This window comes from Myxococcus virescens (assembly GCF_900101905.1).
Taxonomy (GTDB): Bacteria; Myxococcota; Myxococcia; order Myxococcales; family Myxococcaceae; genus Myxococcus; species Myxococcus virescens.
In genome coordinates this window covers 898,923-924,510 of sequence record NZ_FNAJ01000001.1, presented here as the reverse complement: position 1 = coordinate 924,510, position 25,588 = coordinate 898,923, and the positions used below count along the sequence as shown (strand labels likewise).

19 protein-coding genes are annotated in these 25,588 nt (G+C 70.9%); 13 read left to right on the top strand and 6 right to left on the bottom strand.

The annotated features are described in order from the left end of the window. Nucleotides 1-184: 184 nt before the first annotated feature. The gene (locus BLU09_RS03740) at nucleotides 185-4,681 is read left to right on the top strand and encodes a lamin tail domain-containing protein (protein ID WP_244171387.1); all 4,497 of its coding nucleotides are present in this window, start codon (nucleotides 185-187) and stop codon (nucleotides 4,679-4,681) included. A gap of 148 nt (nucleotides 4,682-4,829) precedes the next feature. Here BLU09_RS03740 and BLU09_RS03735 read toward each other — a convergent pair whose 3' ends face one another. Together BLU09_RS03735 and BLU09_RS03730 are read right to left on the bottom strand one after the other, a co-directional pair. After that, nucleotides 4,830-5,492 carry a TetR/AcrR family transcriptional regulator gene (locus BLU09_RS03735; protein ID WP_090485494.1) on the bottom strand — a complete coding sequence of 221 codons (663 nt, stop codon included), beginning with the start codon at nucleotides 5,490-5,492 and terminating at the stop codon, nucleotides 4,830-4,832. Between the two features lie 18 nt (nucleotides 5,493-5,510). Next, the gene (locus BLU09_RS03730; RefSeq protein ID WP_090485491.1) at nucleotides 5,511-6,893 is read right to left on the bottom strand and encodes a metallophosphoesterase; all 1,383 of its coding nucleotides are present in this window, start codon (nucleotides 6,891-6,893) and stop codon (nucleotides 5,511-5,513) included. A 310-nt stretch (nucleotides 6,894-7,203) separates the two neighbouring features. Here BLU09_RS03730 and BLU09_RS03725 point away from each other — a divergent pair, with 310 nt between their 5' ends. After that, complete coding sequence (locus tag BLU09_RS03725; protein WP_244171386.1) at nucleotides 7,204-11,577, top strand: RCC1 domain-containing protein; 4,374 nt, start codon at nucleotides 7,204-7,206, stop codon at nucleotides 11,575-11,577. A 204-nt stretch (nucleotides 11,578-11,781) separates the two neighbouring features. On the opposite strand, the gene BLU09_RS03720 is transcribed toward BLU09_RS03725, so the two are convergent. From BLU09_RS03720 to BLU09_RS03705, 4 genes are all read right to left on the bottom strand, one after another. Beyond that, nucleotides 11,782-12,375, bottom strand: a complete 594-nt coding sequence (locus BLU09_RS03720) for a hypothetical protein (RefSeq protein ID WP_244171385.1) — start codon at nucleotides 12,373-12,375, stop codon at nucleotides 11,782-11,784. A 140-nt stretch (nucleotides 12,376-12,515) separates the two neighbouring features. Beyond that, nucleotides 12,516-13,601: an alpha/beta hydrolase-fold protein gene (locus BLU09_RS03715; protein ID WP_090485483.1), complete on the bottom strand. Its 1,086-nt coding sequence runs from the start codon at nucleotides 13,599-13,601 to the stop codon at nucleotides 12,516-12,518. A gap of 9 nt (nucleotides 13,602-13,610) precedes the next feature. Then, nucleotides 13,611-14,516: a TIGR01777 family oxidoreductase gene (locus tag BLU09_RS03710; RefSeq protein ID WP_090485480.1), complete on the bottom strand. Its 906-nt coding sequence runs from the start codon at nucleotides 14,514-14,516 to the stop codon at nucleotides 13,611-13,613. After that, entirely contained in the window at nucleotides 14,513-15,076 is a 564-nt protein-coding gene (locus tag BLU09_RS03705) for a peroxiredoxin family protein (RefSeq protein WP_186817961.1), read from the bottom strand. Before BLU09_RS03705 ends, BLU09_RS03710 begins: the two co-directional genes overlap by 4 nt. Before the next feature lie 114 nt (nucleotides 15,077-15,190). On the opposite strand from BLU09_RS03705, the gene BLU09_RS03700 reads away from it, so the two are divergent. From BLU09_RS03700 to BLU09_RS03650, 11 genes are read left to right on the top strand one after another with little or no spacing between them, the layout of a single operon-like run. After that, complete coding sequence (locus BLU09_RS03700) at nucleotides 15,191-16,276, top strand: polyprenyl synthetase family protein (protein ID WP_090485474.1); 1,086 nt, start codon at nucleotides 15,191-15,193, stop codon at nucleotides 16,274-16,276. Between the two features lie 7 nt (nucleotides 16,277-16,283). Beyond that, the gene (locus tag BLU09_RS03695) at nucleotides 16,284-17,837 is read left to right on the top strand and encodes a phytoene desaturase family protein (RefSeq protein ID WP_090485471.1); all 1,554 of its coding nucleotides are present in this window, start codon (nucleotides 16,284-16,286) and stop codon (nucleotides 17,835-17,837) included. Further along, nucleotides 17,834-18,844, top strand: a complete 1,011-nt coding sequence (locus BLU09_RS03690; protein WP_090485468.1) for a phytoene/squalene synthase family protein — start codon at nucleotides 17,834-17,836, stop codon at nucleotides 18,842-18,844. Before BLU09_RS03695 ends, BLU09_RS03690 begins: the two co-directional genes overlap by 4 nt. 60 nt (nucleotides 18,845-18,904) lie before the next feature. Beyond that, the gene (locus tag BLU09_RS03685; RefSeq protein ID WP_090485465.1) at nucleotides 18,905-20,362 is read left to right on the top strand and encodes a phytoene desaturase family protein; all 1,458 of its coding nucleotides are present in this window, start codon (nucleotides 18,905-18,907) and stop codon (nucleotides 20,360-20,362) included. After that, the gene (locus tag BLU09_RS03680; protein WP_090485462.1) at nucleotides 20,359-21,285 is read left to right on the top strand and encodes a carotenoid 1,2-hydratase; all 927 of its coding nucleotides are present in this window, start codon (nucleotides 20,359-20,361) and stop codon (nucleotides 21,283-21,285) included. The genes BLU09_RS03685 and BLU09_RS03680 overlap by 4 nt, the downstream gene beginning before the upstream one ends. Further along, on the top strand, nucleotides 21,282-22,406 hold the full coding sequence (locus tag BLU09_RS03675) for a glycosyltransferase family 2 protein (protein WP_090485459.1): 1,125 nt from the start codon (nucleotides 21,282-21,284) through the stop codon (nucleotides 22,404-22,406). The genes BLU09_RS03680 and BLU09_RS03675 overlap by 4 nt, the downstream gene beginning before the upstream one ends. Further along, complete coding sequence (locus BLU09_RS03670) at nucleotides 22,403-22,789, top strand: lycopene cyclase domain-containing protein (protein WP_090485456.1); 387 nt, start codon at nucleotides 22,403-22,405, stop codon at nucleotides 22,787-22,789. The genes BLU09_RS03675 and BLU09_RS03670 overlap by 4 nt, the downstream gene beginning before the upstream one ends. Continuing rightward, a complete protein-coding gene (locus BLU09_RS03665) occupies nucleotides 22,786-23,136 on the top strand; it encodes a lycopene cyclase domain-containing protein (protein WP_090485453.1) in 351 nt (116 codons plus the stop codon). Before BLU09_RS03670 ends, BLU09_RS03665 begins: the two co-directional genes overlap by 4 nt. After that, a complete protein-coding gene (locus tag BLU09_RS03660; protein ID WP_011551023.1) occupies nucleotides 23,133-23,810 on the top strand; it encodes a lysophospholipid acyltransferase family protein in 678 nt (225 codons plus the stop codon). The genes BLU09_RS03665 and BLU09_RS03660 overlap by 4 nt, the downstream gene beginning before the upstream one ends. Then, the gene (locus tag BLU09_RS03655) at nucleotides 23,807-24,673 is read left to right on the top strand and encodes a MerR family transcriptional regulator (RefSeq protein WP_090485450.1); all 867 of its coding nucleotides are present in this window, start codon (nucleotides 23,807-23,809) and stop codon (nucleotides 24,671-24,673) included. Before BLU09_RS03660 ends, BLU09_RS03655 begins: the two co-directional genes overlap by 4 nt. A 15-nt stretch (nucleotides 24,674-24,688) precedes the next feature. Continuing rightward, nucleotides 24,689-25,588, top strand: coding sequence for a MerR family transcriptional regulator (locus BLU09_RS03650; protein ID WP_090485447.1), 900 nt, complete (start codon nucleotides 24,689-24,691; stop codon nucleotides 25,586-25,588).

Below are 25,588 nucleotides of genomic sequence, written 5' to 3'. Positions count from 1 at the left end.
GCGTTGAACACCCCGTACTTGAGGTGAGGTGAGCGGCGTACTCCACGGCACATTCGCGTGCGCGGACGCTTGGGAACTGGACCTGTGCGGTCAGGTGTCGCTGAAATGTTTCAAGGGGTACGCTCTTCGCGTGCCAAGGACCTGCCACCTTCCCTCCGGCCGGCTCCGCCGGGAGACCCACGAGATGCGAATGTCCCCACGTTTATTACTCGCCGCGCTAGGCGCGGTCCTCCTCTTCCACGCCGGATGCGGCGACGAGCCTGGCTGTGAGGGTGCGAGCTGCAACCCGCAAGCGGTCTGCGGCAACAACACCGTGGAGCAGGGCGAGCAGTGCGACGACGGCAACAAGGTGGACGGCGACGGCTGTGAGTCCGACTGTACGCGGACGCCCGTGCCGGCCGCGGTATGTGGCAACGGCAAGCTGGAAGGCGAAGAGGTCTGTGACGACGGCAACACGGTGGACGGTGACGGCTGTCAGGCGGACTGCTCGCTGACGCTGACCCAATGCCCCGCGGCCAACGCGCCCGCGCTTCCCGACGGCGCCACCTGCGCGGTGACGCAGCAGGGCTCCGCCGCGCGCCTCTTCACCGGCGTGGTGCTGAAGGACGGCGAGACGCTGGTGGGCGGCCAGGTGCTGGTGGACGCGCAGGGCATCATCCAGTGCGCCGCCTGTGACTGCTCCGCCGCGGCGGGCGCCGCCGAGGCCACGCAGGTGTCCTGCCCCGGTGGTGTCATCTCCCCGGGCCTGGTGAATCCGCACGAGCACATCACGTATCCGATGGAGCCGTACGTCGGCACCGAGGAGCGCTACGAGCACCGCCACGAGTGGCGCACGGGCCGCAACGGCCACACGCGCATCAACAGCCCCGCGGCCAGCGCCGCGGACAACGTTCGCTGGGGCGAGCTGCGGCAGATGATGGCGGGCGCCACCTCCATGGCGGGCGCGGGTGGACAGGCCGGCCTGCTGCGCAACGTGGACGTGAACAACACTGCCCTCCAGGAGGGCCTGGGCGAGGGGGTGGTGAACTCCGACACCTTCCCGCTGGGCGACACCAATGGCAACATGATTGCCTCGGGCTGTACCTACAACTCGATGCCGACGACGAGCTCGCTTCCGAGCACGGCGGCGTACTTGCCGCACATCGCCGAGGGTATCTCCGCGGCGGCGCAGAACGAGTTCCTCTGCCTGTCCACGGGCACGAACAACGTGATGCAGCCGCGCACCGCCGTCATCCACGGCATCGGCCTGACGGCGAAGGAGATTCGCGTCATGGCGGAGAACGGCACCGGCCTCATCTGGTCGCCGCGCTCGAACATCTCGCTGTACGGCGACACGGCCATGGTGTCGGCCTACAAGAACCAGGGCGTCACCATCGCGCTGGGCACCGACTGGCTGCGCTCCGGCTCCATGAACCTGCTGCGCGAGCTCCAGTGCGCGGACTACCTCAACACCTCGCACTACGCGCGGACCTTCAGCGACCAGGACCTCTGGCGCATGGTGACGTCGAACGCGTCGGACCTGGTGGACACGTTCGAGAAGACGGGCCGCATCGCCGAGGGCAAGGTGGCCGACCTGGCCATCTTCCAGCTGCGGACCTTCACCCGCTCGCCGCACCGCGCGGTCATCACTGCGAACCCCGAGCACGTGGTGCTCACGATGCGGGGTGGCAAGGCGCTCTACGGTGACCAGGCGCTGATGGCCGGGCTCCGCGGCGCGGACACCTGCGACACGCTGGACGTGTGCGGCGCCTCGAAGGAAGTCTGCCTCCAGTCCGAGATTGGCAAGAACCTGGCGGCGCTGACGTCGGGCGCCACGGCGAAGTACCCGCTGTTCGCGTGCGGTACGCCGGAGAACGAGCCGACGTGCTCGCCCCGCCGTGCCTCGCTGGACTCGCGCTGGCCGGCCGTCGTGAACAACTCCACCAGCTACACCGGTGAGGTTCGCGCCGCGGACAAGGACGGGGACGGGCTGGTGGACTCCGTCGACAACTGCCCTGCCATCTTCAACCCCATCCGCCCCATGGACAATGGCAAGCAGGCGGACTCGGATGGCGACGGGATTGGCGACGCGTGCGACCCCTGCCCGCTGGAGGCGGGTGACGCCTGCACGTCGTTCACCGTGGGCGACGATGACCACGACGGCATCGTGACGTGGCAGGACAACTGCCCGTTCGTTGCCAACCCGGACCAGGCGGACGCGGACGGCGACGGCAAGGGTGATGCGTGTGACGCGTGCTCCAGCGTTCCGAACCCGGGCGACCTGGGTTGCCCCGCCACCATTCACGAGCTGAAGACGCCCGTGGGCGGCAGCCTGCCGCTGGTGGGCAAGCCGGTTTCCATCATGGATGTCGTCGTCACCGGTGTGGTGAAGGGCGGCGCGAGCTCCCAGGGCTACTGGGTGCAGACGTATCCGCTGCCTTCGGGCACGAGCGTGGATAACTCCGGTCTCTATGTGTACTCGCCCAAGGGCGACCTCGCCGCGGGTGATCGCATCGACATCACCACGGGCGTGCTGACCGTCTACTTCGGCCTGCCCGAGCTGACCGAGGTCAAGTACGTCAAGCGCAGCTCCGGCAACGAGGTTCCCGCGCCGGTGGTGGTGACGACGGCCGACATCCGCACCGGGGGCCCGCGTGCCGCCGCGCTGGAAGGCGTGCTCGTGGAGGTCCGCGACGTGGCGGTCAACACGGGGGTGGACGAGTTCGGCCAGTTCCTGGTGAACGAGGCGGGTGACGCCGGTCAGCCGGGTCTGATGATTGACGACCAGGCCTATGCCTTCCAGGTCCCGTCCATTGGCACGCGCTTCGGCGCGCTGCGCGGCGTGCTGACGTACAACTTCAATGACTCCAAGCTGGTGCCGCGCTTCCTGGCGGACATGCCGCTGCCGCCGCCGTCGCTGACGGGCTTCGGTCCGAGCGGTTACGCGCGCGTGGGGGGCACGGGCCCGGTGAACACCTTCCCGCAGGCGCTGACGCTGACGCTGTCGTCCGCCTACGCGGAGGCGCTCGACGTCGTCATCACCTCCTCCAACGAGAGTGCGCTGAGCGTGCAGGACGGCCGCATCACCATCCCCGCGGGTCAGACGTCCGCGACGGTGCAGGTGAACGCGGTGGCGCCCGCGCAGAGCGTGACGCTGACGGCCACGCTGGGCGGCTCCACGCAGACGGCCACCATCCGGGTGCTGGGTACCGACGAGCAGCCCGAGGTGGTAGGCGTCACCCCGGGTGACGTGACGATGGTGCCCGGCGGCGAGGTGGTCTTCACCGTGCAGCTGGACCGTCCGGCGCCCGCCAACGCCACCGTGGCGCTGAGCGTGAATCCGGCGACGGGCTTCGGCACCTTCGTTCCGGCGAACGGCACGCTCACCGTGACGGAGAACGCCACGGAGGCCGTGTTCTCCTTCATCACGGACGCGGCGGCCACGGCCACCGAGCCCGGCACGGTGACGGCGAGCATCGGGGCGACCAGCGCGAGCGCCACCGTGACGTTGGACCAGAATGCGCCGCGGCTGACGGCCCTGTCGCCGTCCTCGGCGGTGACGATTCCGGCGGGCGGGACGCAGACGTTCACCCTGACGGTGGACCGTCCGGCCGCGCAGGACACGGTTGTTGAGCTGGCGGTGGTGCCGGGGGCGGGCGTGCAGAACTACGGCACGGTGCCGGCCTCGGCCACGATTCCGGCGGGCGCCACGGAGGTGACCTTCACCTTCACGGCGGACGCGCAGGGCGAGGGCACGGGCACGGTGTCCGCCTCGCTGTACGGCATCACCCAGACCACCGAGCTCACGGTGCTTCCGCCTCCGCCCGCGCTCAGCGCGCTGTCTCCGTCCACCGCAGCGGTGCTGACGGGCCGGACGTTCACCTTCACGGTGACGCTGGACCGTCCGGCGCAGACGGACGAGACGGACGTTGCGCTGACGCTGGAGCCGGCGACGGGCGTCGGGTCCATTCCGGCCTCGGTCCGGGTGGCCCGGGATGCGACGACGGCGACCTTCACCTTCACGGCGGACGAGGTCTCGAGCCCCGCGCAGGCGCTGCTCACGGCGAGCTTCGGCGGGGTGGACCGGACCGCGCAGGTGTCCGTCATCCTGGCCGCGGAAGGCGGACTGGTCATCAACGAGGTGGACTACGACATGCCCGGCGCGGGTGACTCGCAGGAGTTCGTGGAGATCTACAACAACTCCTCGATGCCCGCGTCGCTGAGCAGCGTGTTCCTGGTGTTCGTCAATGGCAGCAACATGTCGAGCTACCAGAAGATTGCCCTGGCGGAAGTCAACGGCGGGGTCCTGGGGCCTCGGGAGTATCTGGTCGTGGGCGCTGCCACCGTCGTCGATCCGCTCGCGGGGCGTGCCGGTGTGCACACGCTGCAGCGGGGGACCACCGACTTCATCCAGAACGGTGAGCCGGACGCGGTGGCCCTGTACGACGAGGCCACGGATGCGTTGATTGACTCCCTCTCCTACGAGGGGCACGTGGTGAACGCCACCATCGCTGGAACGGACACGAAGTTCGACATGCGTGAGGGTGACGCGGACACGAAGACCCTGGCGGACAGCAACACCGCTCAGGGCTCGCTGTGCCGGGACGCGGACTCGACCGACACGGACGTGAACGCGGCGGACTTCTCCTTCACCACGACCGTCACGCCTGGCGCGGCGAACGTCATCACGAAGACGCCGTAGCCGCCAGGCATCAAGGGGACAGGGCTGAAGTGCCGGCCCTGTCTCCGTAAGGTTTCAAGCGGGCGGAACCCTGACATGGGGTTCCGCCCGTTTCATTCTGAGCTGGGCATCTATCCGGGCGCTGGCCGGCGTTGCCACGTCAGGGATGTCAGGACTGGCTGGCATTGACGCAGTCGAAGCCTGTGGCCTGCACGAGTCCCGCTTGGTGTATCAGCATGACGGCGCGGTACAGGGGGTCGTAATCCACGGAGGCGCGGAAGAGGTTCTGGTGCACGAGCATGCCCAGGAGCCCGCCCAGGAGGCTGTGCGCGGCGGCGAGTGCGTCCACGTCCTGCCGGAACTCCCCCATCTGCTGTCCGTGACGGATGAGGCGCTCCAGCGTCGTCACGTAGAGGGCCAGCTTGTCTCGGATGGCCTCCGCTACCTGGTCATTGGAATCCGCCGCTTCGGCCGCGAGCATCGCGAAGAAGATTCCGTATTCGCGGTGCTCGCGAAGGAGGAGGTGCGTCCGCTCGCAGATGGATTGGAATTGCTCCCGCGCCGGACGCTCGCGGTCGTCTCCAGGCAGTTGAAAGGCTCTCAGACAGCGCTGGTGCAACTCTTCAATCGCAGCCAGCAGCAGGTCTTCCTTGGTGGGGAAGTGCCAGTACAGCGCTCCGGGCGTCATCCGGATGGCGCGGGATAAGTCCGCCATCGTCGTCGCGAGGAAGCCTCGCCTCGCGAAGAGGTGGATGGCCGCTTCCAGAATGTCCATGCGCGTGCGCGCGGCACGCTCTTGTTTCAGCTCACGTTGGGCGGGTTCCCTGGCCATACCCGCCGAATCTATGCATCACGCCAGGAGTGTCACCCGGACGATCTCCGGCGGCGCTCCGACGCGGAGCGGCGGACCCCAGAAGCCTGTTCCCCGGCTGACATACAGGTGCCGGTCTCCTTCGTGAAACAAGCCCGCGTCGTGCTCCCAGATGGCGGAGACCGCCAGCGTGAAGGGGAAGAACTGTCCCCCATGCGTGTGTCCGGAGAGCTGCAAGCCCATTCCCTCCCGCGCCGCCACCTTCCAGTTCGATGGCTGATGCGCGAGCAGCACCGAGGCCCGCTCGGAATCCCGGCCCGCCGTCGCCGCCGCCAGGTCATAGCCTTGCGAGAACCCCATCTTGCCCGCCGACCAGTCGTCCACACCCACCAGGTCGAATGACGCGGCCTTGTCGCCAATGCGCACGTGACGGTTGCGCAGAACATGCACATCCATACGCTCCAGCGCCTCAGCCCAGGCCGCGTCGCTCCAGTAGTACTCGTGGTTTCCCGTGACGAAGTAGGTGCCGTGGCGTGACTTCAACTCGGACAGCGCCGAGACGGCTGGGGCCAGCGATGCGACGTGTCCGTCCACCAGGTCGCCAGTAATGCACACCAGGTCGGGGCGCAATGCGTTGCAGCGGCGCACCAGCTCGTCCATGAAGCGGCGCCGGATGACCGGGCCCACGTGGATGTCGCTCAGATGGACGATGCTGAAGCCATCCAGCGCCTTGGGCAGTCCCGGCAGCTTTACCGCCACCTCGTTCACCACGGGCGGATGGAAGGCGCTCCACATCCCGAAGCCCGTCACGCCACCCGCGGCCAGCACTGCTCCGCCGGCTGCCGCCCGAGCAAGGAAGCGTCGGCGTTCCACATCCACTGGTGCTGGAGCCTCGGACGTGGCGCCGCCGGGCCTCTCCGCCATCGCCACCGGAGCCGCTTCGGCGTGCGTCGCCGCCGCACCGTGTCCACTTGTCGCCAGGGCTTCCGGAGTCACTGACACGGACTCCGTGCCCGTCGCCGCCAGCGTGCCGCCAGCGTGTGTCGAGCGGTGGGACATCGAGGCCGTCTCGCCACCGCGCAACTCCACCACCGCCGGCTCGCCGCGTGTGCGCTGCATTCGCGCCGCCACCTTGCGCACCGCGCCCAACACTCCGAGCGCGAGCAACAGGTAGATGGCCATGCCCATCCACGTCCACACCGCCGTGGCCACGGCGAAGGTGGAGTCCATGGGAAGGAAGCGCGTCACCGACCACGACAGCACCAGCAGTGTGCCCAGCACCGTCATGACGCCCATGCCCACGCGCCGCCATGCGCGGTGCTCCGACGTGGCCGCGAAGAGGCGCCGGTACAGGTAGACGTGGACGGCGACCGTGGCGATGCCGGTGACGAGGGCGAAGAGGATGAAGCGCGCGGTGTCCATGCAGTGCGCCATCCTGACCCGTGCGCGACGCGCTGCAATGCAATCCGCGTGAAGAAATGTGAACACCTCGTACACGGACATCGCATCAATCCGCGCGGGGTGTTCGCAGCTGGGGCAATCGCGACCCGAACCCACGTCGCATGCGATTGCAGCATGCAGCCAAGAGAGCGCCTGAGCCGTTCTCGCGATACAAGTGACAGCGCGTTGGCCGTATACACCGGCCTGCCCGAAAGCCACTGAAGGGTTGCCGCGTGTGTAACGGCGAACCGCCTGGCTGACGCGCATGCACCACCTCCTCGAGGAGACCCCCATGCCCCCTGACATGATGGCGGGAACGCGCCGCCTGTTGACGTGCCTGTTGAGCGCCTTGCTGATGGTTGGCTGCGAGCCCTCGGGGGAGCTCGCCATGCCGGAGACTCCACACGCCACGCGCACCCAGCGAGTGGTCGTCACGGCCCCGCCGATGCGCATTGCCGCGGGTGCCCAGCACTCGCTCTATCTGTCACCCGGAGGCGACGTGTGGGCCTGGGGCGGCAATGGCTCCGGCCAGCTTGGCGGGGCGGAGACGTCCCTCCAGGGACTGGCGCCGGTGCGGCTGGCGGCGCTGGCGGACATCGTGTCGGTGGTGTCCGGAGACGCCCATTCGCTCGCGCTGGGCGCGGATGGCTCGGTGTGGACGTGGGGCGGCAACAGCTCCGGGCAGCTCGGTGATGGCACCACCACTGATCGCGCGACGCCGATGCGGGTGGCCGGCCTGGACGGCGTGGTGGCGGTGGCCGCCGGAGACTTCCACTCGTTGGCGCTGCGCGAGGACGGCACGGTGTGGGCGTGGGGGACGAACTTCCACGGACAGCTCGGCCGGGGACACACGCAGCCGGGGCTCACGCCCGAGCGGGTTCCCGGGTTGCAGGGCGTGGTCGCGCTCGCCGCGGGCTTCGACTTCACCCTAGCCGTGCTCGAGGACGGCACGGTGCGCGCGTGGGGCTCCAATGGCTCCGGCCAGTTGGGCGACGGTACCTTCACCCAGCGCCTGTCTCCCGTGAAGGTCTCCGAGCTCAGCGGCATCACCGAGGTGACGGCGGGCACCTACCACGCGCTGGCGCTGGGCAAGGACGGCGGCGTGTGGACGTGGGGCAGCAATGCCTCCGGACAGCTCGGTGATGGCACGTGGAATGACCGCGCCGTACCCATGCAGGTGCCGGGACTCGAGCGGGTGAAGGCCGTGGCCTCCATGGACTCGGATTCGCTGGCGCTGCTCGACATGGGCGCGGTGTTCGCCTGGGGTGCCAATGGCTCCGGCCAGCTGGGCGATGGAGACACCGCTGACCGCGCCACGCCGGGACCGGTGCCGGGGCTGAATGCGGTGGCCTCGGTGGTGGGCGGCGCGCAGCACGCGCTGGCCCTGCGAAAAGACGGCACGCTCTGGGCCTGGGGCGGAGGCATGTCGGGCCAGCTGGGCCACGGCGGCTCCGAGCGCCACGTAGTGCCTGCTCCGGTGATGCGCCTGGCGGGCGTGACGTCGATGGCGACGGGCAGCTTCCACTCCCTGGCCGCGCTGGGGGATGGCTCCGTCTGGGCCTGGGGCCGCAACACCTATGGGCAACTGGGTGATGGCAGCACCGCCGAGCGCCACGCCGCAGTGCGCGTGGAGGGGCTCGGCGGCGTTCGCAGCGTCGCCTCGGCCGCCCACCATTCGCTCGCCGTGGGCATGGATGGGACGGTCTGGGCATGGGGGCGCAACGCCGCCGGACAGCTGGGGGACGGCACCACCACGGACCGCGCCCGGCCCGTGGCGGTGTCGGGCCTGACGTCGGTGACGGCGGTGGCCGCGGGTGGCAGTCACGTCCTGGCGCTGCGCAGCGACGGCAGCGTGTGGGCCTGGGGCTACAACGCGCTGGGACAGCTGGGGGACGGCACGACGGTGGACCGGTTGACGCCGGTGCGCGTGTCGGGGCTCGGTGCGGTGGTGGCGGTGGCCGCCGGTTCGTACTTCTCCATGGCCCTGCAGTCCGACGGCACGGTGTGGACGTGGGGCGAGGGCTTCGAGGGACAGCTGGGGGACGGCGGTGGCGTGCAGCGACTGAGTCCGGTGCGCGTGGAGGGACTGGCGAACGTCACCCGCGTGGCGGCGGGCTCCGCGCATGCGCTGGCCGTTCGCGGCGACGGCACGGTGTGGGCGTGGGGCGACAATGGGGAAGGGCAGCTCGGGGACGGCTCCTGGGCGGACCGCTTCCGTCCGGTGCAGGTGCCGGGGCTGCAGGGCATCACCGCCGTCAGCGGTGGCCGCTCCCACTCCATGGCGTTGCAAGGCGATGGCACGGTGCGAGCGTGGGGCTACAACGGTTACGGCCAGCTCGGAGACGGGACGCTCACCTCGCGCGTGCGGCCCGCCCTCATCCCCGGTCTGACGGGCATCCAGGCGCTCCACCCCAGCCACCTGCACGTGCTCGCGCTGCACGCGGATGGGACGTTGCGCGGGTGGGGCTACAACCGCTTCGGTCAACTGGGGCTGGGCGCCGCGGGTTGGAGCGCCCTGCCAGTGCAGGTGCGTGGCATTGGCCGCGTGGACCGGTTGTCCGTCGGCCGCGCGCACACGCTGATGGTGCGCGCCGATGGCACGGTGATGGCCTGGGGTGAGAATGGTTCGGGCCAGCTGGGCGACGGCACCTCCACCCACCGCGCGAGTCCGGTGTCCGTGCGCGGCGTGCCCTGCGTCCGCTCTGTCGCCAGTGGTTTGCAGCACTCGCTGGCGCTGGCGTGTGACGGCACCGTCTGGGCCTGGGGCGCGAACGGGCGGGGGCAGCTGGGAGATGGCACCACCACCCCGCGCGTGACGCCGGGGCTGGTGGAGGGGCTTCTAGGCGTGGTGGCGCTGGCGGCGGGTGGAGACACGTCGGTGGCGCTGCGCGCGGATGGCTCCGTGTGGAGCTGGGGCGGCAACGCCAATGGCCAGCTGGGTGACGGCACCCTCACGGACCGCCCCCTGCCGACACACCTCAAGTACCTCTCCAACGTGGTGGCCGTGGCCCTGGGCGAAACGCACGCCCTGGCGGTGGGCGAGGACGGCGCGCTGTGGGCCTGGGGCGCGAATGGCTCGGGCCAGCTGGGAGATGGTGGCACCGAGCGGAGCCTGACGCCGGTGCGCGTGAAGGGGCTGGAGCGCGTGGCGTCCGTGGCGGCCGGACGTGCCTTCTCGGTGGCGGTGCGCGACGACGGCACCGCGTGGGCCTGGGGCACGAACCCGTCCGGCCAGCTGGGCGATGGCACCAACCAGGCGCGGAGCGTGCCAAATCAGGTGACCACCTTGAAGGGCATCCGCGCCATGTCCGCGGGGGCCCACCACGTGGTGGCGCTGAGCGCCGACGGCACGGTGTGGACGTGGGGCGACAACACGCTGGGGCAGCTGGGGGATGGCTCGTCCTCGCCGACGGGGATGTGGCCCCGGCAGGTGCCGGAGCTGCGAGGCGTGGAGGCGGTGGCCGCGGGAGAGCAGTTCACCGTGGCCGTGCTGCTGGACGGTACCGCCCGCGCCTGGGGCAGCAACGAGTACGGCCAGCTCGGTGATGGGAAGACGGGCCCGCAGCTGACGCCGATGGCGGTGAAAATCGATGGGCCGAAGATCCGCCCGCCCGTGCGCACCGTGCGCGCCTGGGGCCAGCACGCGGTGGTGCAGATGTCGGACGGCACCGTGCAGACGTGGGGCGACAACACGTTCGGCCAGCTGGGAGACGGCACCACCACGCGACGCGCGGTGCCCTTGGCGGTGCATGGATTGGCGAGCGTGGTGGCCGTGTCCTCGGGCGCCTGGCACTCGCTGGCGCTGCGCAGTGACGGCACCGTCTGGGCGTGGGGCGCCAATGGCTTCGGTCAGCTCGGGGATGGCACGTCCACTCCGCGCACCAGGCCGGTGCAGGTGGCCGGGCTGGGGGATGTGGTGGCCATCGGCTCGGGGGGCTACCACGCGCTGGCGGTGCGCTCGGACGGCACCGTGTGGACGTGGGGCTACAACGCGTTCGGCCAGCTGGGTGACGGCACCGCGGAGTCGCGCTCCCTGCCCATCCAGGTGGAGGGGCTGGAGGGCGTGGTGGCCGTGGCGGGCGGAGACCACTACTCGCTGGCGCTGCACTCGGACGGCACCCTGTCCGCGTGGGGCAACAACGCGTCGGGCCAGTTGGGAGACGGCACCGGCACCACCCGCTATTCGCGCGTGGTGGTGAAGGGCGTGGACGGCGTGGTGGACGTGCGCGCGGGCGCGACGCACACGGTGGCGCTGCGGGGCGACGGCACCGTGTGGACGTGGGGCGACAACGCGTTCGGTCAGCTGGGGGACGGCGCCAGCGGCACGCGGATGCGCCTGGTGCCCCGGCCGGTGCCGAGCCTGTCCTCGGTGTCCGCCGTGGGCGCGGGGGCTCGCCACACGTTCGCCGTGGCGCTCAAGGGCACGGTGTGGACGTGGGGACGCAACTCGCACGGCCAGCTGGGGCTGGGGGACAACACGAACCGGACGGAGCCCCAGCGCGTGCGGGAGCTGTCGGACATCACCGTGGTGTCGGGCGGGGCGGATTTCTCCCTGGCCATGAAGCGCGACGGCACGGTGCTGAGCTGGGGCTCCAGCCTCTACGGCTCGTTGGGCCTGGGCGCCACGGGGCACCGCTCGTCACCCGGGCAGGTGGCGCTGCCCTGAGCCGGGCATCAGGGCCTGTTCAGAGGGTGCGGCGGGCGGTCCGCAGCCGCACCCGGTACTTCTTGGGCGGGCGCGTCCTGAGCCGGGCCCGGTACGTGCCATGCGCGCGCCGGGCCGAGCGGGAGCGTCGGCTGATGGCTTTCCTGCGACCCGCGCCGGGGGTGCGTCGACGAAGAGCTTTCATGGGTGCATCCGGCGTGTGCGCTACGGCTTCTCCGTGAGCGGGCGGGGCGTCGTCAGCTCGGTGCCGATCTGCCGCCACTCCTGCGCGTAGGCGCCGCGAGCGAAGGCGCGCAGGTCGTCGGACGTCACCGTGCCCCGTGCCATGGCGGTCCCCAGCGCGCGCACGACGGCGTTGCGGTGCGGCTGCTCGACGTAGGGATTGCCCTCGCGGAACACCTCGCCGAAGAGCGACTCCAGGCGGCCGTCCTGCTTCAGGCGCTCGACGATGCGGGCCTGCGAGGCGGGCTCGTTCGCGTGCGCGTGAAGCATGGCGGAGGCGAGCCCGCCCTGGGCATCCGCCTGGTCGGGAAACTCGGAGAGCAGCTCCAGCTCCGCGTCAGCGCCCGCGATGGCGGTGGCGTCCGGAGGCGGCGCCGTCACGCCGCGCTGGGCGGGGCGCCGGTCGGGCTCGAAGTCGCTGCGGCCCTGGAACGTCTGCACCGTGCGGTGCGCCTGGACGCCCTTCGTCCCCTGGGTGGCGGTGCCGGAGGCCGGCCGCTGCTCCGGAGCGCTGGCGCGCTCATGCGCCGGGCCCTTGGGCGAGGACGGACGGTTACCACCATCGATGCGAGACATGGGGGCTCCAGGGATGGGGCCCGGTGCGGACAGAGCTCCGGGAATTCCCATGTAGGTTATCGGGCGCGGTGTGGCTCCAGTTGCGTCCCACCTCTAACGTGCGTCCGCCGGAGTGTCCCCGCACGGCGGGCGCGCCCGCGTCATCGCCCGGAAAAACGCAATGACTCCCGGCGTTTGGCGGGCAGGGGAGGGAAGTGGCGCTCCAGCCCGTGGACCAGGTCCTCACGCCACGCAGGGTAGTTGTGCCCACCGCTGTACTCCCGGAGTTCCACCTGATGCCCAGCTTCTGAGAGCACGGGAGCGATGCGGCGGTTGCCCTCCAGCAAGCCCTCGAAACGGCCGCAGTCCAGCCAGACGTCCAGCGGGCGGCGGGGTGGGGGGCGCGCCAGGTCGAAGACGACGAAGTCATGGCCCTCCACCGTGAAGGCCCCGGACTGGGACAGCACCCGGCCGAAGACGTCCGGCATGCGCAGGCCGGTGTAGAGCGCCATCAACCCGCCCAGCGAGGCCCCCAGCACCGCGTGGGCACCGGGGCTGCGCCGCTCGTCCACCAGCGACAGCTTCTGGCGCGCCAGCGGCAGCACCTTCCACTTCAACAGCCCCACCGTGTACTCGCTGCAGGCGTACTCCATGCTGCGTGTCTCGCCGCCATTGCACACCAGCGCCAGGGCCACCGGGCGCATGCGGCCTTCGGCCACCAGGGTGTCCACCAGCTCCGGCAGGCGGACGCGGCGCAGATAGTCCTCGCCGTCGTACACCACCACCAAGGGCACCGGCGCGTCCGTGGGCGGCGCGTACAGGTACACCCGGCGCTGGCCCGGCAGGTCCACGTCTCCTGTGTCCACCACGTGCCGGGTGACGCGGCCCCGAGGCGCGCCGCGCGGGTGCCGGGCGGGCAGGGACGAGCGGGCCTGGGGCATGTGGAACGAGTGGTTGATGCCGCCAAAGCCGTTGTCGGAAGGGTGGCGGTTGAGCGGGTCCTCCACGCGCTGGCCGCGCGGGTCCTCCAGCGCGTATTCGACGTAGGCATCCGCGGGCAGCGTCAGCGTGCGAGCCCACAGTCCGGGCGCCACGCGCTTGAAGGGCAGCGGCTTGCCGCGCCAGTCCTGGAAGTCACCTTGGAGGCAGATGGGGCCCCGGCCTCGCCACACGAAGGTGGCGGTGTCCGATTCGATGACGGGCGTTCCCTCGGCGCGGGCCCGCGCCTCCAGTGTCTTCGCGTCCATCCGCGCACCCTAGGCCAGCAGGTCGCGCAGCGCGCCCTCCAACTCCGGGTACCGGAACACGAAGCCCGCCTCATGGGCGCGCTGGGGCAGCACGCGCTGGCCCTCCAGCACCACCTTCGCCATCTCTCCCAGCGCCGCCTTGAGCATGAACGCGGGCATCCGCACCAGGGACGGCCGGCCCAGCACGTGGCCCAGCGTGTGCGCGAAGACGGCGTTCGTCACCGGCGTGGGCGCGGTGGCGTTCACCACGCCCTCCACCTGGGGATGGGCCAGCAGGAAGAGGAGCAAATCCCTGGCGTCGTCGCGGTGCACCCAGCTCACGAACTGCTCGCCGCTGCCCACCGGGCCGCCCGCGCCCACGCGGAAGGGGGGCAGCATCTTGTGGAGGGCGCCCCCCTCCGGGTGCAGCACCACGCCCATGCGCACCACCGCCGTGGGGATGCTGGACTCGCGCGCCTGCATCGCCTCCGCCTCCCAGTCCACGCACACGCGGGCCAGGAAGTCGTCACCCGGAGGGCTCTCCTCCGTCAGCGGCTCCGCGCCGCGCGTGCCGCCGTAGTAGCCAATGGCGGACGCCGATACGAAGCGCCGCACCGTCCCCGCGCCCCGCATCGCCGCCACCACCGCGCGCGTGCCCAGCACCCGGCTGTCGTGGATGCGGTGCTTGCCTTCGTGCGTCCAGCGCTGGGCCACCGGCTCGCCCGCCAGGTGCACGACGGCTTCCGCGTCCGCCAGGGCCTCGGGCGGCAGCGGCGAGCCGGCGGAAAAGGGCGCCCCCGTCACGCCGGCGGGCAGGCGGGCCAGGGCCTGTTCAACATTCCGGGCCAGGACGTGGACCTGGTGTCCACGCTCCAACAAACCCTGGACAAGCCCTGGACCCAGGAAGCCGCTCGCGCCGGTGACGGCCACCTTCACGGGGAGGGCTCCGAGGGCGCCGGGTTGTTCAGGTCCACGCCCACCAGGCGGCTCAGGACGGCGAAGAAGGTCGTCAGCTCATCCGGCTTCATTCGGCCGGAGTGCCGGTAGACCAGGGCCCCTTCGGCGTCCAGCAGCACAATGTTGGACGTTTTCAGCGGCAGCTTCCACGGCGCCTTTCCCAGTGCTCCATCCATGTCCACCAGGATAGGCACGCCCACCTTCTTCTCCTCGTCCCGGACGAAGGAGAGGGCAATCTGCCGGGCCGGAAAAAAGTCGAAATTCTGAAGGTTTGCGACGGCCAGCACCCAGGCCGCATCCAGGATTCCGCGCTCCTGCCCCCGGGCGAACAGCTCCTTCTTCAGGGTCGAGTTGAGCTTGGTCGAGTCCTTGTCCTCGTAGAACAGGATGACCGGTTTTCCGCGCCACTTGGAGAGCCGGACCTCCTTTCCCGCGGAGGTGCGTAACGTCGCGTCCACCGGCTCCGGGGCCGGCGTCGCGCCCAGGGCGCTTCCCGCTGCCAGGGAGATGGAGAGCGCACCTGCGATCCACGCCTTCATGAGGGGACCTCTGTGTACAAGGTTATCGCAAACCTTAGACATACCCTTGACAAGCTCTGGACGCAAACGCTACCTCTAGGAAGCAAAGGAACGGGTTCTTCGGAGGAAAGAAGCATGGCACTCACGCTTCCCGATGCGCAGTCGCCGACGGGCCTGCTTCCTCTGGAGCAGGCCTGGCTGCAACTGGTCCAGGCGGAGGTGGAGACCTCGCTGGCGGAGTTGTTCGAACTTCCCGACGAGGCCGGCCTGGACGTTCGTTGGACACAGGCGCTGACGCAGGCCCGGGCCTATACCTTGCGGCCCGCCAAGCGGCTCCGCCCCGCGTTGGTGATGGCGGGACACTGCCTGGCGCGTGGGAGCGCGGTGGTGCCCTCCGGGTTGTGGCGCTTCGCCGCAGGGCTGGAGCTGCTGCACACCTTCCTCCTCATCCACGACGACGTGGCGGACCAGGCGGAGCTGCGGCGGGGCGCCGCATCCCTGCACCGGATGCTGGCGCCCGGACGCGCGGGGGAGGACCTGGCCGTGGTGGTGGGAGACCACCTCTTCGCGCGCGCCCTGGAGGCCATGCTGGGCTCGGGGCTGACGTGCGTCGCGGGCGTAGTGCAGTACTACCTGGGCGTGTGCCGTCACACGGCGGCCGGGCAGTACCTGGACCTGGACCTGGGCCGCGCGCCGCTGGCGGAGGTGACGCTCTTCCAGACGCTGCGCGTGGCGCATCTCAAGACGGCGCGCTACGGCTTCTGCGCCCCGCTGGTGTGCGGGGCCATGCTCGGCGGTGCCAGCAGCGGCTTGGTGGAGGGGTTGGAGCGCGTGGGCCGTCACGTCGGTCTTGCCTACCAGCTTCGGGACGATTTGCTGGGCCTTTTTGGCGATTCGAACGTCGCTGGCAAGGCCGCTGACGGCGACTTCCTCCAAGGCAAGCGAACCTTTCCAGTGCTGGCCGCCTTCGCGCGCGCCACTGAGGCCGAGCGCACGGAGCTGGAGGCGCTGTGGGCGCTGCCGGTGGAGCAGAAGGACGCCGCCGCGCTGGCGCGGGCCCGCGCGCTGGTGGAGTCCTGCGGAGGCCGGGCCGCGTGTGAGCGCATGGTGGTGCGCGCCTCCCGGGCCGCCCGCCGCTCGTTGCAGTCGCTGCCCAATCCCAACGGCGTGAGAGAGCTGCTCGACGCGCTCATCGCCCGGCTGGCCCACCGCGCCGCCTGAGGACGCCATGAGTGCATCGATACAGGGCAGGCGCATCGTGGTGGTGGGCGCGGGCGTGGGCGGGTTGGCCGCCGCTGCCCGGCTGGCGCACCAGGGCTTCGACGTCCAGGTCTTCGAGAAGACGCAGGGACCGGGTGGGCGCTGCAACCGATTGCAGGTGGATGGCTTCACGTGGGACCTGGGCCCCACCATCGTGCTGATGCCGGAGGTGTTCGAGGAGACCTTCCGCGCGGTGGGCCGCCGCATCGAGGACTACCTGACGCTGCTCAAGTGCGACCCGAACTATCGGGTCCACTTCCGGGACGGTTCGGATGTCACCTTCACGTCAGAGCTGTGCGCGATGGGCCGCGAGCTGGAGCGCGTGGAGCCCGGCAGCTACGCGCGCTACCTCGCCTTCCTGGCCCAGGGCCGCGTCCAGTACCGAACGAGCCTGGACCACCTGGTGGGGCGCAACTACGCGGGCCTGCGCGACTACCTCTCGCCGCGCGTGCTCGCGCGCATCTTCCAGGTCCGCGCCCACCGCCGCATGTACGGGGACGTCAGCCGCTTCTTCCAGGACGAGCGGCTGCGCGCGGCGATGACCTTCCAGACGATGTACCTGGGCGTGTCGCCCTATGCGTCGCCCGCGGTGTACGGCCTGCTGCCCTTCACCGAGCTGGGGATGGGCATCTGGTTCCCCAAGGGGGGCCTGTATGCCATTCCCCAGGCCCTGGAGCGGCTGGCGCGCGAGGAGGGTGTGCGCTTCCACTACGGCGCGCCCGTGGAGCGCATCCTCACCGATGGCGGCCGGACTCGAGGCGTGCGGTTGGAGGGCGGCGAGGTGGTGGAGGCGGACGCGGTGCTGTGCAACGCGGACCTGCCCTACGCGTACGAGAAGCTGCTGGACCCGAAGGCGACGACGCTCAAGCGCAGGGAGAAGCTGCGCTACACGTCCAGCGGCTACATGCTCTACCTGGGCATGAAGCGGCGCTACCCGGAGCTCTTGCACCACAACGTGGTGTTCGGCCGGGACTACAAGGGCTCCTTCGACGACATCTTCGAGCGCTTCCGCGTGCCGGAGGACCCCAGCTTCTACGTCAACGCGCCCACGCGCACCGACGCGTCCCTGGCGCCCGAGGGCAAGGACGCGCTCTATGTGCTGGTGCCCGTGCCGCACCAGCACCCGGACCTGGACTGGAAGGTGGAGGGGCCTCAGGTGCGCGCGAAGTTCTTCGCGCGCATGGCGGAACTGGGCTTCCCGTCGCTGGAGTCGGACATCGAGGTGGAGCGCGTCTTCACCCCGGATGACTGGGCTGGCACCTTCAACCTGGCGCGTGGCAGCGCCTTCGGCCTGTCCCAGAACTTCACGCAGATTGGCCCCTTCCGTCCGTCCAACCAGGACGCGCGGGTGAAGAACCTCTTCTTCGTCGGTGCTTCCACGCAGCCGGGGACGGGGCTGCCCACGGTGCTCATCTCCGCGCGGCTGGTGACGGAGCGGCTGATGACGTGGGCCCATGCGCAGGGCGTTTCGCTGTCGCCTCGGACGGCCACCGCCACGTCGCGGGAAGGGGTGGCCGCGTGAGCCCGCCTGTCGACAAGGCGCTGGTGGAGCGCGGCTATGTGCTGGCGAAGCAGGTGACGCGCCATCACGCCAAGAGCTTCTTCTTCGCCTCGTACCTGCTCTTCGGCCTGCGCCGGAAGGCGGCGTTCGCGCTCTACGCCTTCTGCCGGCGCCTGGACGACATGGTGGACGGGGACGACGCGGCGAGCGCGGCCGATGCGTTGCCGGTGCGGCTGGCGCGGGCGCGGCAGCGCGTGGCGGAGCTGTACCTGCCCATGCCGGAGCTGGCCTCGCGCGAGCTGGGGCCGCCGGCGGACCGGGTGAAGGGCAGCGAGGCCGCGACGCCGTGGGATGCGCGGGAGTTCGCCGCGCTCGAGCACGCGGTGCGCCACTTCCGGATTCCGGAGCAGCCCTTCCAGGACCTCATCTCCGGCATGGAGATGGACCTGACGAAGCACCGCTACGCCACCTGGGCGGAGCTGGACCTCTACTGCTACCGCGTGGCGGGTGTGGTGGGGCTGATGTTGACGCCGGTGCTGGGGTGCTCGGACGCGGCGGCGGTGGAGCCCGCGGCCGACCTGGGCCGGGCCATGCAGCTCACCAACATCCTCCGCGACGTGCGCGAAGATTGGGAGCGCGGCCGGGTGTACCTGCCCGCCGAGGAGCTGGCCGCCTTCGGATTGTCGGAGGACGACTTGCGGCGCGGACAGGTGGACGCGCGCTGGCGGTCCTTCATGCGCTTCCAGGTGGAGCGCTCGCGGGCGTACTACGCGCGGGCGGCGGCCGGGGTGCGCTACCTGACGGGCTTCGGCAGTCAGCGGATGGTGCGGCTGATGGGCGCCATCTACGGCGACATCCTGCGCGACATCGAAGCGCGCGACTACGACGTGTTCAGCGCCCGGGCCCACGTGACGACGCGCCGCAAGCTCGCGCTGGCTTCCGCGGCCATGGTGCGGCCCGCCGCGGTGCTGCCCGCCCCCCAGGGCGAGGTGCGCATGCCGCTGCTCCCCACCGGGGCGGGAGGGTGAGGGCGTCATGCGTGGCGAGGGAATGAAGACGGAGCTTCGGCGGCGCATGGGAGGTGGAGCATGAAGCGCACCCGCGTCGCGGTGGTGGGCGGCGGCATCGGTGGACTGACGGCCGCCGGGCTGCTGGCGAAGGACGGGCATGAGGTGACGCTGTTCGAGCGGGGCGCCTCGCTGGGCGGCAAGGCCCAGGCCGTCACCGTGAATGGCATCACCCTGGACACGGGGCCCACGTTGCTGACGCTGCCGCACCTGGTGCGTGGCACCTTCCAGCAACTGGGCGCCGAGGACCTGCTGCCCCGCTTCACGGAGCTGGAGCCGCAGTGCGCCTACCGCTTCGAGGACGGGTGTGACTTCACGGCCTACAAGGACGTGGAGCGGATGGCGGAGAGCGCGGCGGGTGTCCGCCCGGGTGAGCGCGACGGCATCCGCGGCTTCTACACGGAGGCCGCGGCCATCTGGCGGGCCGCGGGCGAGCCATACCTGGAGGCGCCCTTCGAGGGCATGGCGGGCTTCATGACGCGCGTGGCGAAGCGCGGCGTGGGGGCCGTCATGGCGGGGATGAAGATGGGCACGCTGCACGAGCTGGCGGCCCGGCACTTCAAGACGGACCACCTGCGGCAGTACGTGGGCCGCTTCGCCACGTACACGGGCGCGTCACCCTACGAGGCCAGCGCGGCCTTCGCGCTGATTCCCCACATCGAGCATGCCTATGGCGTGCACCACGTCCGCGGCGGCATCGGCGCGCTGGTGGAGGCGCTGGGGCAGGCCGTGCGCCGGCTGGGCGTGCGCATCCACCTGGACACGCGGGCTCGCTTCGAGCGCACGCGCGAGGGCTACCAGGTGGGCCCGGAGGAGGGCACGGAGCGCTTCGACAGCGTGGTGGTGAACGCGGACCCGCTGGAGCGGCTCGCTCGCGCGGAGGAGCCGCTGGCGCTGTCTGGCTTCGTGTTGCTGTTGGAGGTGGAGGGCCGCATGGCTCTACCGCACCACACGGTGCTCTTCGGCGGTGACTACCGGCGCGAGTTCGACGAGCTGTTCGGCGGACAGCTCGCGTCCGACCCGACGGTGTACTTCTGCAACCCCTCCGCCACCGACGAGAGCATGGTGCCTCCGGGCCGCACCGGGTTGTTCGTCATGGTGAACGCGCCCGCGCTGCCCGTGGACGCACGCGGCGCGGAGCAGGCCACCCGCGACTGGGACGCAGGCGCCGAGCGCGTGAAGGCGCAGATGCTGGAGCGCCTGTGCCGACACTATCCGGCGCTCAAGGGGCGTGTGCGTGTCATCGGCCAGCGCTCGCCGGTGGACCTGGCCGCGCAGGGCGCTCCGGGCGGCTCCATCTACGGCTTCCTGCCGCACGGGAAGTTCGGCCCCTTCCGCCGACCGCGCATCCGCGGCAACACGCCGGGCCTGTTCTTCGCGGGCGGCGGCACGCATCCAGGCGGCGGCGTGCCGCTGGTGATGTTGTCCGGTCGCTTCGCCGCGGAGCTGGCCTCGCAGCACCTCCGGAGGGACGCATGATGTGCCTGGCGAAACTCCCCGCCCTGCCAGACGCGGCGGGCACCTACCGCTGGTTCTATGCGGACGTCACCGCGGGGCCCTACAGCGCGGTGTGCATCTTCATGCTGGGCTCGCTGTTCTCGCCCCGGTACTCGGTGGCGGCGCGGCGGGGCGGACGGCCGCTGGAGCACAGCGCGGTGAACTTCGCGCTGTACCACGCGGGTGTGCGGCGGCTGTGGGTCCTCAGCGAGTACGCGCGCGCGGAGTTGGATGCTCCGGGCCGGCTGCGCATCGGTCGCTCCACGCTGTCGTATGAGGGGGACGGCACGGTGCGGATGGCCGTGGACGACGGGACGGCGCCGTGGGGCCGGCCCGTGCGCGCGAGCCTGACGCTGGAGCCGATGACGCCCGTGGGCGAGGTGGTGCAGCTCATGCCGGGGCTGCCGCACTACTGGCAGGCGCTGGCGCCTCGTTCGCAGGCCCGGCTGGAGGTGTCCTCGCTGGGCATCGAGGCGCGCGGCCTGGGCTACCACGACACCAACCACGGCGGAGAGCTGCTGGGCGCGCGGTTGTCGGGGTGGCACTGGGCTCGCACGCACCGCGAGGACGAGACGGTGGTGGACTACCACCTGCCTGAAGGTGTCGCGCCGCTGCGAGTGGTGGCGGGCGCGCGCGGAGTGCGCTGCGAACGGGGCCCCGCGTTGGTGGAGGCGCGGCCCACCCACATCACCGGCTGGGGCCTGCGCGTGCCGTCACGCCTGCACGCGGGCAACGTGGTGGTGGGACAGCCGAAGCTGCTGGAGTCGTCGCCCTTCTACGCGCGGCTGGAGGCGCGCCAGGGGCCTCTGGACTCCCTGGGCGAGGTGGCGGACTTCCGTCGCTTCCACTCGCCCTTCATCCGCTGGATGGCGCACTTCCGCACGCGCATGGGACGGGCGGCATGAGCGCGCTCGTCCTCGCATCCCTGGCGTGGTGCGCCGTGGCCACGGGCTTCAGCGCGGTGGCGTGCGTGCGTCTGTCGCGCGCACGGGCGGGCGCCGCTCCCCGGCCCGGCGCGCTGCCGCCCGTGTTGCTGCTGCGCCCGGTGGACGCGCCCACGCCTCGAGAGCTGGAGAATCTGGCACAGTCCATCGACTACGCCGGGCCGTTGGAGCAGGTGGTGGTGTCGCCCTACCGTCCCCGGCTCGCCCCGGGCGTGCGGTGGCTTCCCAGCGATCCGCTGACGCCCAACCGGAAGGTGGGACACCTGCTCTATGCGCTGGACGTGTTGCCCGTGGGCGACCGGGTGGTGCTGTCGGTGGACGCGGACGTGGCGGTGACGGGCGCGCTGGTGGAAGGCCTGGCCGTGCCAGTGGCCGCGGGCGCCGCGCTGAGCACCGCGGCGCCGCTGCCAGTCGGGCCTCGGGACGGCGCGAGCCGGGCCATGGCGGGCCTCCTGCGTTACACCCACCACAGCTTCCGGGCCCTGGATGCGATGAGCGCGGGGGCCAAGGCCGTGTGTGGCAAGGCTTTGGGCTTGTCTCCCGTGGCCGTGGAGTCGCTGCGGCGGCTCGCGGACCACATCGGCGAGGACCTGGAGCTGGCCAGGCGTCTTCACGCCCAGGGACTGGACGTGGTGCTGAGTCGCGCCCCGGCGGTGGTTCCCCTGGACGCCGAGGTGCCCTGGGCGGCGCCCCTGTCGCGCTTCACGCGCTGGATGCAGGTGCTGGCCAGTCACCGGCCCGCGCTGTATCCCACGGTGCCGCTGCTCTTCACGCCGACGCTGCCGCTGACGGTGCTGGCCGCGGCGCTGGGGTCGCCCGTGTTGGCGGGCTCGGTGGTGGGATTGGTGGCCGTGCGGACCTTGCTGGCGCTGCGGTTGGCCGGGCTCCACGCGCCGGCGGCGGACGCGGGGAGGGCCTACGCGGTGACGGACTGGTTGTTGGGCGAAGCGCTCTTGCTGGCGGCCTTCCTGCGCTCGCTGTGGCGGCAGGGCACGGTGACGTGGCGAGGGCAGACCTATGCGGTGCGACCCGGAGGCCGAATGATACGGGTGGCTCCGGAGCTGAGTGGAGGACCCGGATGACGTACGCGCGATTCCTCGGGCTGTTCGTGGTGGTGCCCATTCTCTTCCTGGCGTGGCGCTACCGCCGCACCTTCACGGCCAGGAGCCTGGCGCCCATGGGGCTCCTGCTCATCGTCGTGTACGCGGCGACGTCGCCCTGGGACAACCTGGCGGTGAAGTGGGGCTTGTGGGGCTTCGACCCCGAGCGCATCTGGGGCATCAAGCTGGGGTACCTGCCTCTGGAGGAGTACCTCTTCTTCGGCCTGCAGACGCTGCTGGTGGGGCTGTGGGCCCAGGCCCGGCTGGCGCGTGCGCTGGCGCCGGATGCCCAGGCGACTCGGCCCGCGGCGGAGACGGGGGCGCGCGCTGACGGCGCGCTGACGGCTCGGGAGGTGGCGCCATGATGGAGACGAAGTGGGCATACCTCATCCACCTGTTGGGCTGGACGCTGCCGGTCATCGCCTTCCAGTTGGTGGTGCTGGTGCGCCACTACAAGGAGCGCTCTGGCGCGGTGCTCAAGGCGGTGCTGCCGCCGGCCTTCATCATGGGGCTGTACCTGTCCATCGCGGACCACCTGGCCATCTCCACCGGCATCTGGAACTTCGGTGAAGGCAAGCACCTGGGCGTGTACCTGGGCGTGGTGCCGCTGGAAGAGGTGGTCTTCTTCCTGATGACCAGCGTGTTGGTGTCGCTGGGCCTGGCGCTGTTCACCGGGTTGGTGGCGCTGCTGGGGGAGGCCCGGGCGTCGTGATTCACGCGGCGAAAGGCGGTCCGCTGGGCTGGGCGTGGGACCGGTACATCGGATGGAAGTTCCGCTCGGCGTTCCGGGGATTGTGGGTGCGTGGGGCGCTTCCGCCGGGAGGGCCGGGCCGGCTGGTGTACCTGAACCACTCCAACTGGTGGGACGGCTTCGTGCTCAACCAGCTCTGCCAGACGGCGGGTTGGGACGGCTACTGCCTCATGGATGAGGAGAACCTGCGCCGCTACCGCTTCCTCACGCGCATTGGCGCCTTCAGCATCCGGCGCAAGGACGCGACGTCGCCGGTGGCGTCGCTGCGCTACGCGAAGGAGTTGCTGCGCAAGCCCCGCGCGGTGGTGTTCGTCTTTCCGGAGGGCGAGCACCGCCCCTTCGGCGTGCTCCCACTGCGACTGGAGCGGGGCGTGGAGCTGCTGGCGCGGGTGTCGAAGGTGGAGTGCCTGCCCATCGCGGTGCGCTACGGCTTCTTTGAACACGAGCGTCCAGACGTGCTGCTGGAGGTGGGCACCCCGCATCCGCCCGGTGACATGTCCGTCTTCCAGGAGGGATTGGAGACGGTGGTGCGGCGGCTGGCGGCGGTGACGTCCATGGAGGGCTTCACGCGCAGGGTGTCCGGTGCGCGAGGCGTGGCGGAGCGCTGGGACGCGGCCCGGGGGCTGGCGTCATGACGTTGCGCATCCGCACCATCGCGCGCATGACGGGCATCCGCGAGGCGACGCTGCGCGCCTGGGAGCGGCGCTACGGTTTCCCGCGTCCGCTGCGAAGCGAAGGCAACAACTACCGCGTCTATTCGCGCGAGGAGGTGGAGGCCGTCCGCCGTGTGGCCCGGCTCATCCAGGAGGAAGGCCTGTCGGTGAGCGAGGCCATCGCCCAGGTGAAGATGGAGCCGCCGCGCGAGCAGCCCGAAGCCGAGCGCTTGAGCGAGCGCTTCTGGTCCTCCGTGGGGGCCCTGGAAGGGGACGAGGTGACGCGCGTGCTGGATGACGCGCAGACCGTCATGGACGTGGAGGCCTACTGTGACGGCTTCCTGCTGCCCCTGCTGCGGGAGATGGGCGTACGGCTGGACGTCGCGCGGGAGCACCTGGCCTCCGCCCTCATCCGCCAGCGTCTGCGGCAGGTGTATGACGCTCTGTCCCCCGCGCCTGCCGGCCCCCGTGCCCTGCTCGCCTGTCCGGCGGGGGACCACCACGAAGGCGGCCTGCTGGTGCTGGGCATCCACCTCAAGCGCAAGGGGTGGCGGGTGACGATGCTGGGCGCGGACACCCCGGCGGCGGCGCTGCAGGGGGCTTGCGTGCAGGTGCGGCCGGACGTGGTGGCGCTGTCCTTCGTGCGCGCCCGTGCGCCGGAGGAGTTCGCGTCCGTCCTGGAAGGCGCGCTCCGGGCCTGCGCGCCCTTTCCCGTGGTCGTCGGCGGGCGGGGGGCTCGCGAGCACCTGAAGGCCATTTTCTCGCTCGGCGCGCAGTACGCGGAGTCGTCGGAAGAGCTGGTGGCCATCTGGAACCAGGTGCGCAACGCTCAGAATCGCCCGTAGTCTTGCCGTAGCGACATGGCTGAGCGCACCTATCGAATCAACATCGCCGCGGAGTTGGCAGGAGTCCGGGTGGAGCTCATCCGGGCCTGGGAGCGCCGCTACGGCGTGCTCACGCCGCGCCGCACCCCCGCGGGCTACCGCGCCTATACGGACCGGGACGTGGCGGTGCTCAAGCAGCTCAAGCGGTTGACCGACGAAGGCGTGGCCATCAGCGAGGCGGCGAAGCTGCTGCCTCAGTTGATGGAGGGGCTGGAGGCGGCAGCCGCGGGGCGGGGTGCCAGCCCCGATGCGCGGCTTCATGCGGAGACGTGGCGGGAGTCCGTGCTCGCCGCCGCCCAGGCGTATGACCAGCCGCGCGTGTCGGACGTGCTCGACGAGGTGCTGGCCGCGCTGCCCCCGCTCAAGGCCTTCGATGAGGTGCTGGCGCCCCTGCTCTGCGACGTGGGCGAGCGCTGGGAGTCGGGCACGCTGACGGTGGCGCAGGAGCACCTGGTGTCGCAGATGGTGCGGGCGCGGCTGGTGAGCCTGCTGCACGCGGCGCCCCTGGGGCGGCACCGGCATGGCGTCCTGGCGTGCTTTCCGGAAGAGGAGCACGAGATGGGCCTGCTGGGAGCGGCGCTGCGGTTGCGGCACCTGGGCGTGCGGGTGACGCTGCTGGGGCAGCGCGTTCCCGTGGAGGACCTGGGCCGCGCGGTACTGGCGCTGCGGCCCGACTTCGTGGGGCTGTCCACGGTGGCCAGCCGGAGCGCCGAGGCCTTCGAGGACACCCTGACGCGTTTGAGGCAGGCGCTGCCCAGGGGGCTGCCCGTCTGGGTGGGCGGCGCCGCCGCGCGCTCGCACCAGGCCGTGTGCGAGCGGTTGGCGGTGCACGTCTTCCAGGGTGAGGAGGACTGGGACCGCCTCGCGGGGACGTGA

Excerpts from the sequence above, each read along its gene's own strand:
- BLU09_RS03740 (WP_244171387.1), top strand. The coding sequence starts at position 185 with ATGCGAATGTCCCCACGTTTATTACTCGCCGCGCTAGGCGCGGTCCTC.
- BLU09_RS03735 (WP_090485494.1), bottom strand. The coding sequence starts at position 5,492 with ATGGCCAGGGAACCCGCCCAACGTGAGCTGAAACAAGAGCGTGCCGCG.
- BLU09_RS03730 (WP_090485491.1), bottom strand. The coding sequence starts at position 6,893 with ATGGACACCGCGCGCTTCATCCTCTTCGCCCTCGTCACCGGCATCGCC.
- BLU09_RS03725 (WP_244171386.1), top strand. The coding sequence starts at position 7,204 with ATGCCCCCTGACATGATGGCGGGAACGCGCCGCCTGTTGACGTGCCTG.
- BLU09_RS03720 (WP_244171385.1), bottom strand. The coding sequence starts at position 12,375 with ATGTCTCGCATCGATGGTGGTAACCGTCCGTCCTCGCCCAAGGGCCCG.
- BLU09_RS03715 (WP_090485483.1), bottom strand. The coding sequence starts at position 13,601 with ATGGACGCGAAGACACTGGAGGCGCGGGCCCGCGCCGAGGGAACGCCC.
- BLU09_RS03705 (WP_186817961.1), bottom strand. The coding sequence starts at position 15,076 with ATGAAGGCGTGGATCGCAGGTGCGCTCTCCATCTCCCTGGCAGCGGGA.
- BLU09_RS03700 (WP_090485474.1), top strand. The coding sequence starts at position 15,191 with ATGGCACTCACGCTTCCCGATGCGCAGTCGCCGACGGGCCTGCTTCCT.
- BLU09_RS03695 (WP_090485471.1), top strand. The coding sequence starts at position 16,284 with ATGAGTGCATCGATACAGGGCAGGCGCATCGTGGTGGTGGGCGCGGGC.
- BLU09_RS03685 (WP_090485465.1), top strand. The coding sequence starts at position 18,905 with ATGAAGCGCACCCGCGTCGCGGTGGTGGGCGGCGGCATCGGTGGACTG.
- BLU09_RS03680 (WP_090485462.1), top strand. The coding sequence starts at position 20,359 with ATGATGTGCCTGGCGAAACTCCCCGCCCTGCCAGACGCGGCGGGCACC.
- BLU09_RS03675 (WP_090485459.1), top strand. The coding sequence starts at position 21,282 with ATGAGCGCGCTCGTCCTCGCATCCCTGGCGTGGTGCGCCGTGGCCACG.
- BLU09_RS03670 (WP_090485456.1), top strand. The coding sequence starts at position 22,403 with ATGACGTACGCGCGATTCCTCGGGCTGTTCGTGGTGGTGCCCATTCTC.
- BLU09_RS03665 (WP_090485453.1), top strand. The coding sequence starts at position 22,786 with ATGATGGAGACGAAGTGGGCATACCTCATCCACCTGTTGGGCTGGACG.
- BLU09_RS03655 (WP_090485450.1), top strand. The coding sequence starts at position 23,807 with ATGACGTTGCGCATCCGCACCATCGCGCGCATGACGGGCATCCGCGAG.
- BLU09_RS03650 (WP_090485447.1), top strand. The coding sequence starts at position 24,689 with ATGGCTGAGCGCACCTATCGAATCAACATCGCCGCGGAGTTGGCAGGA.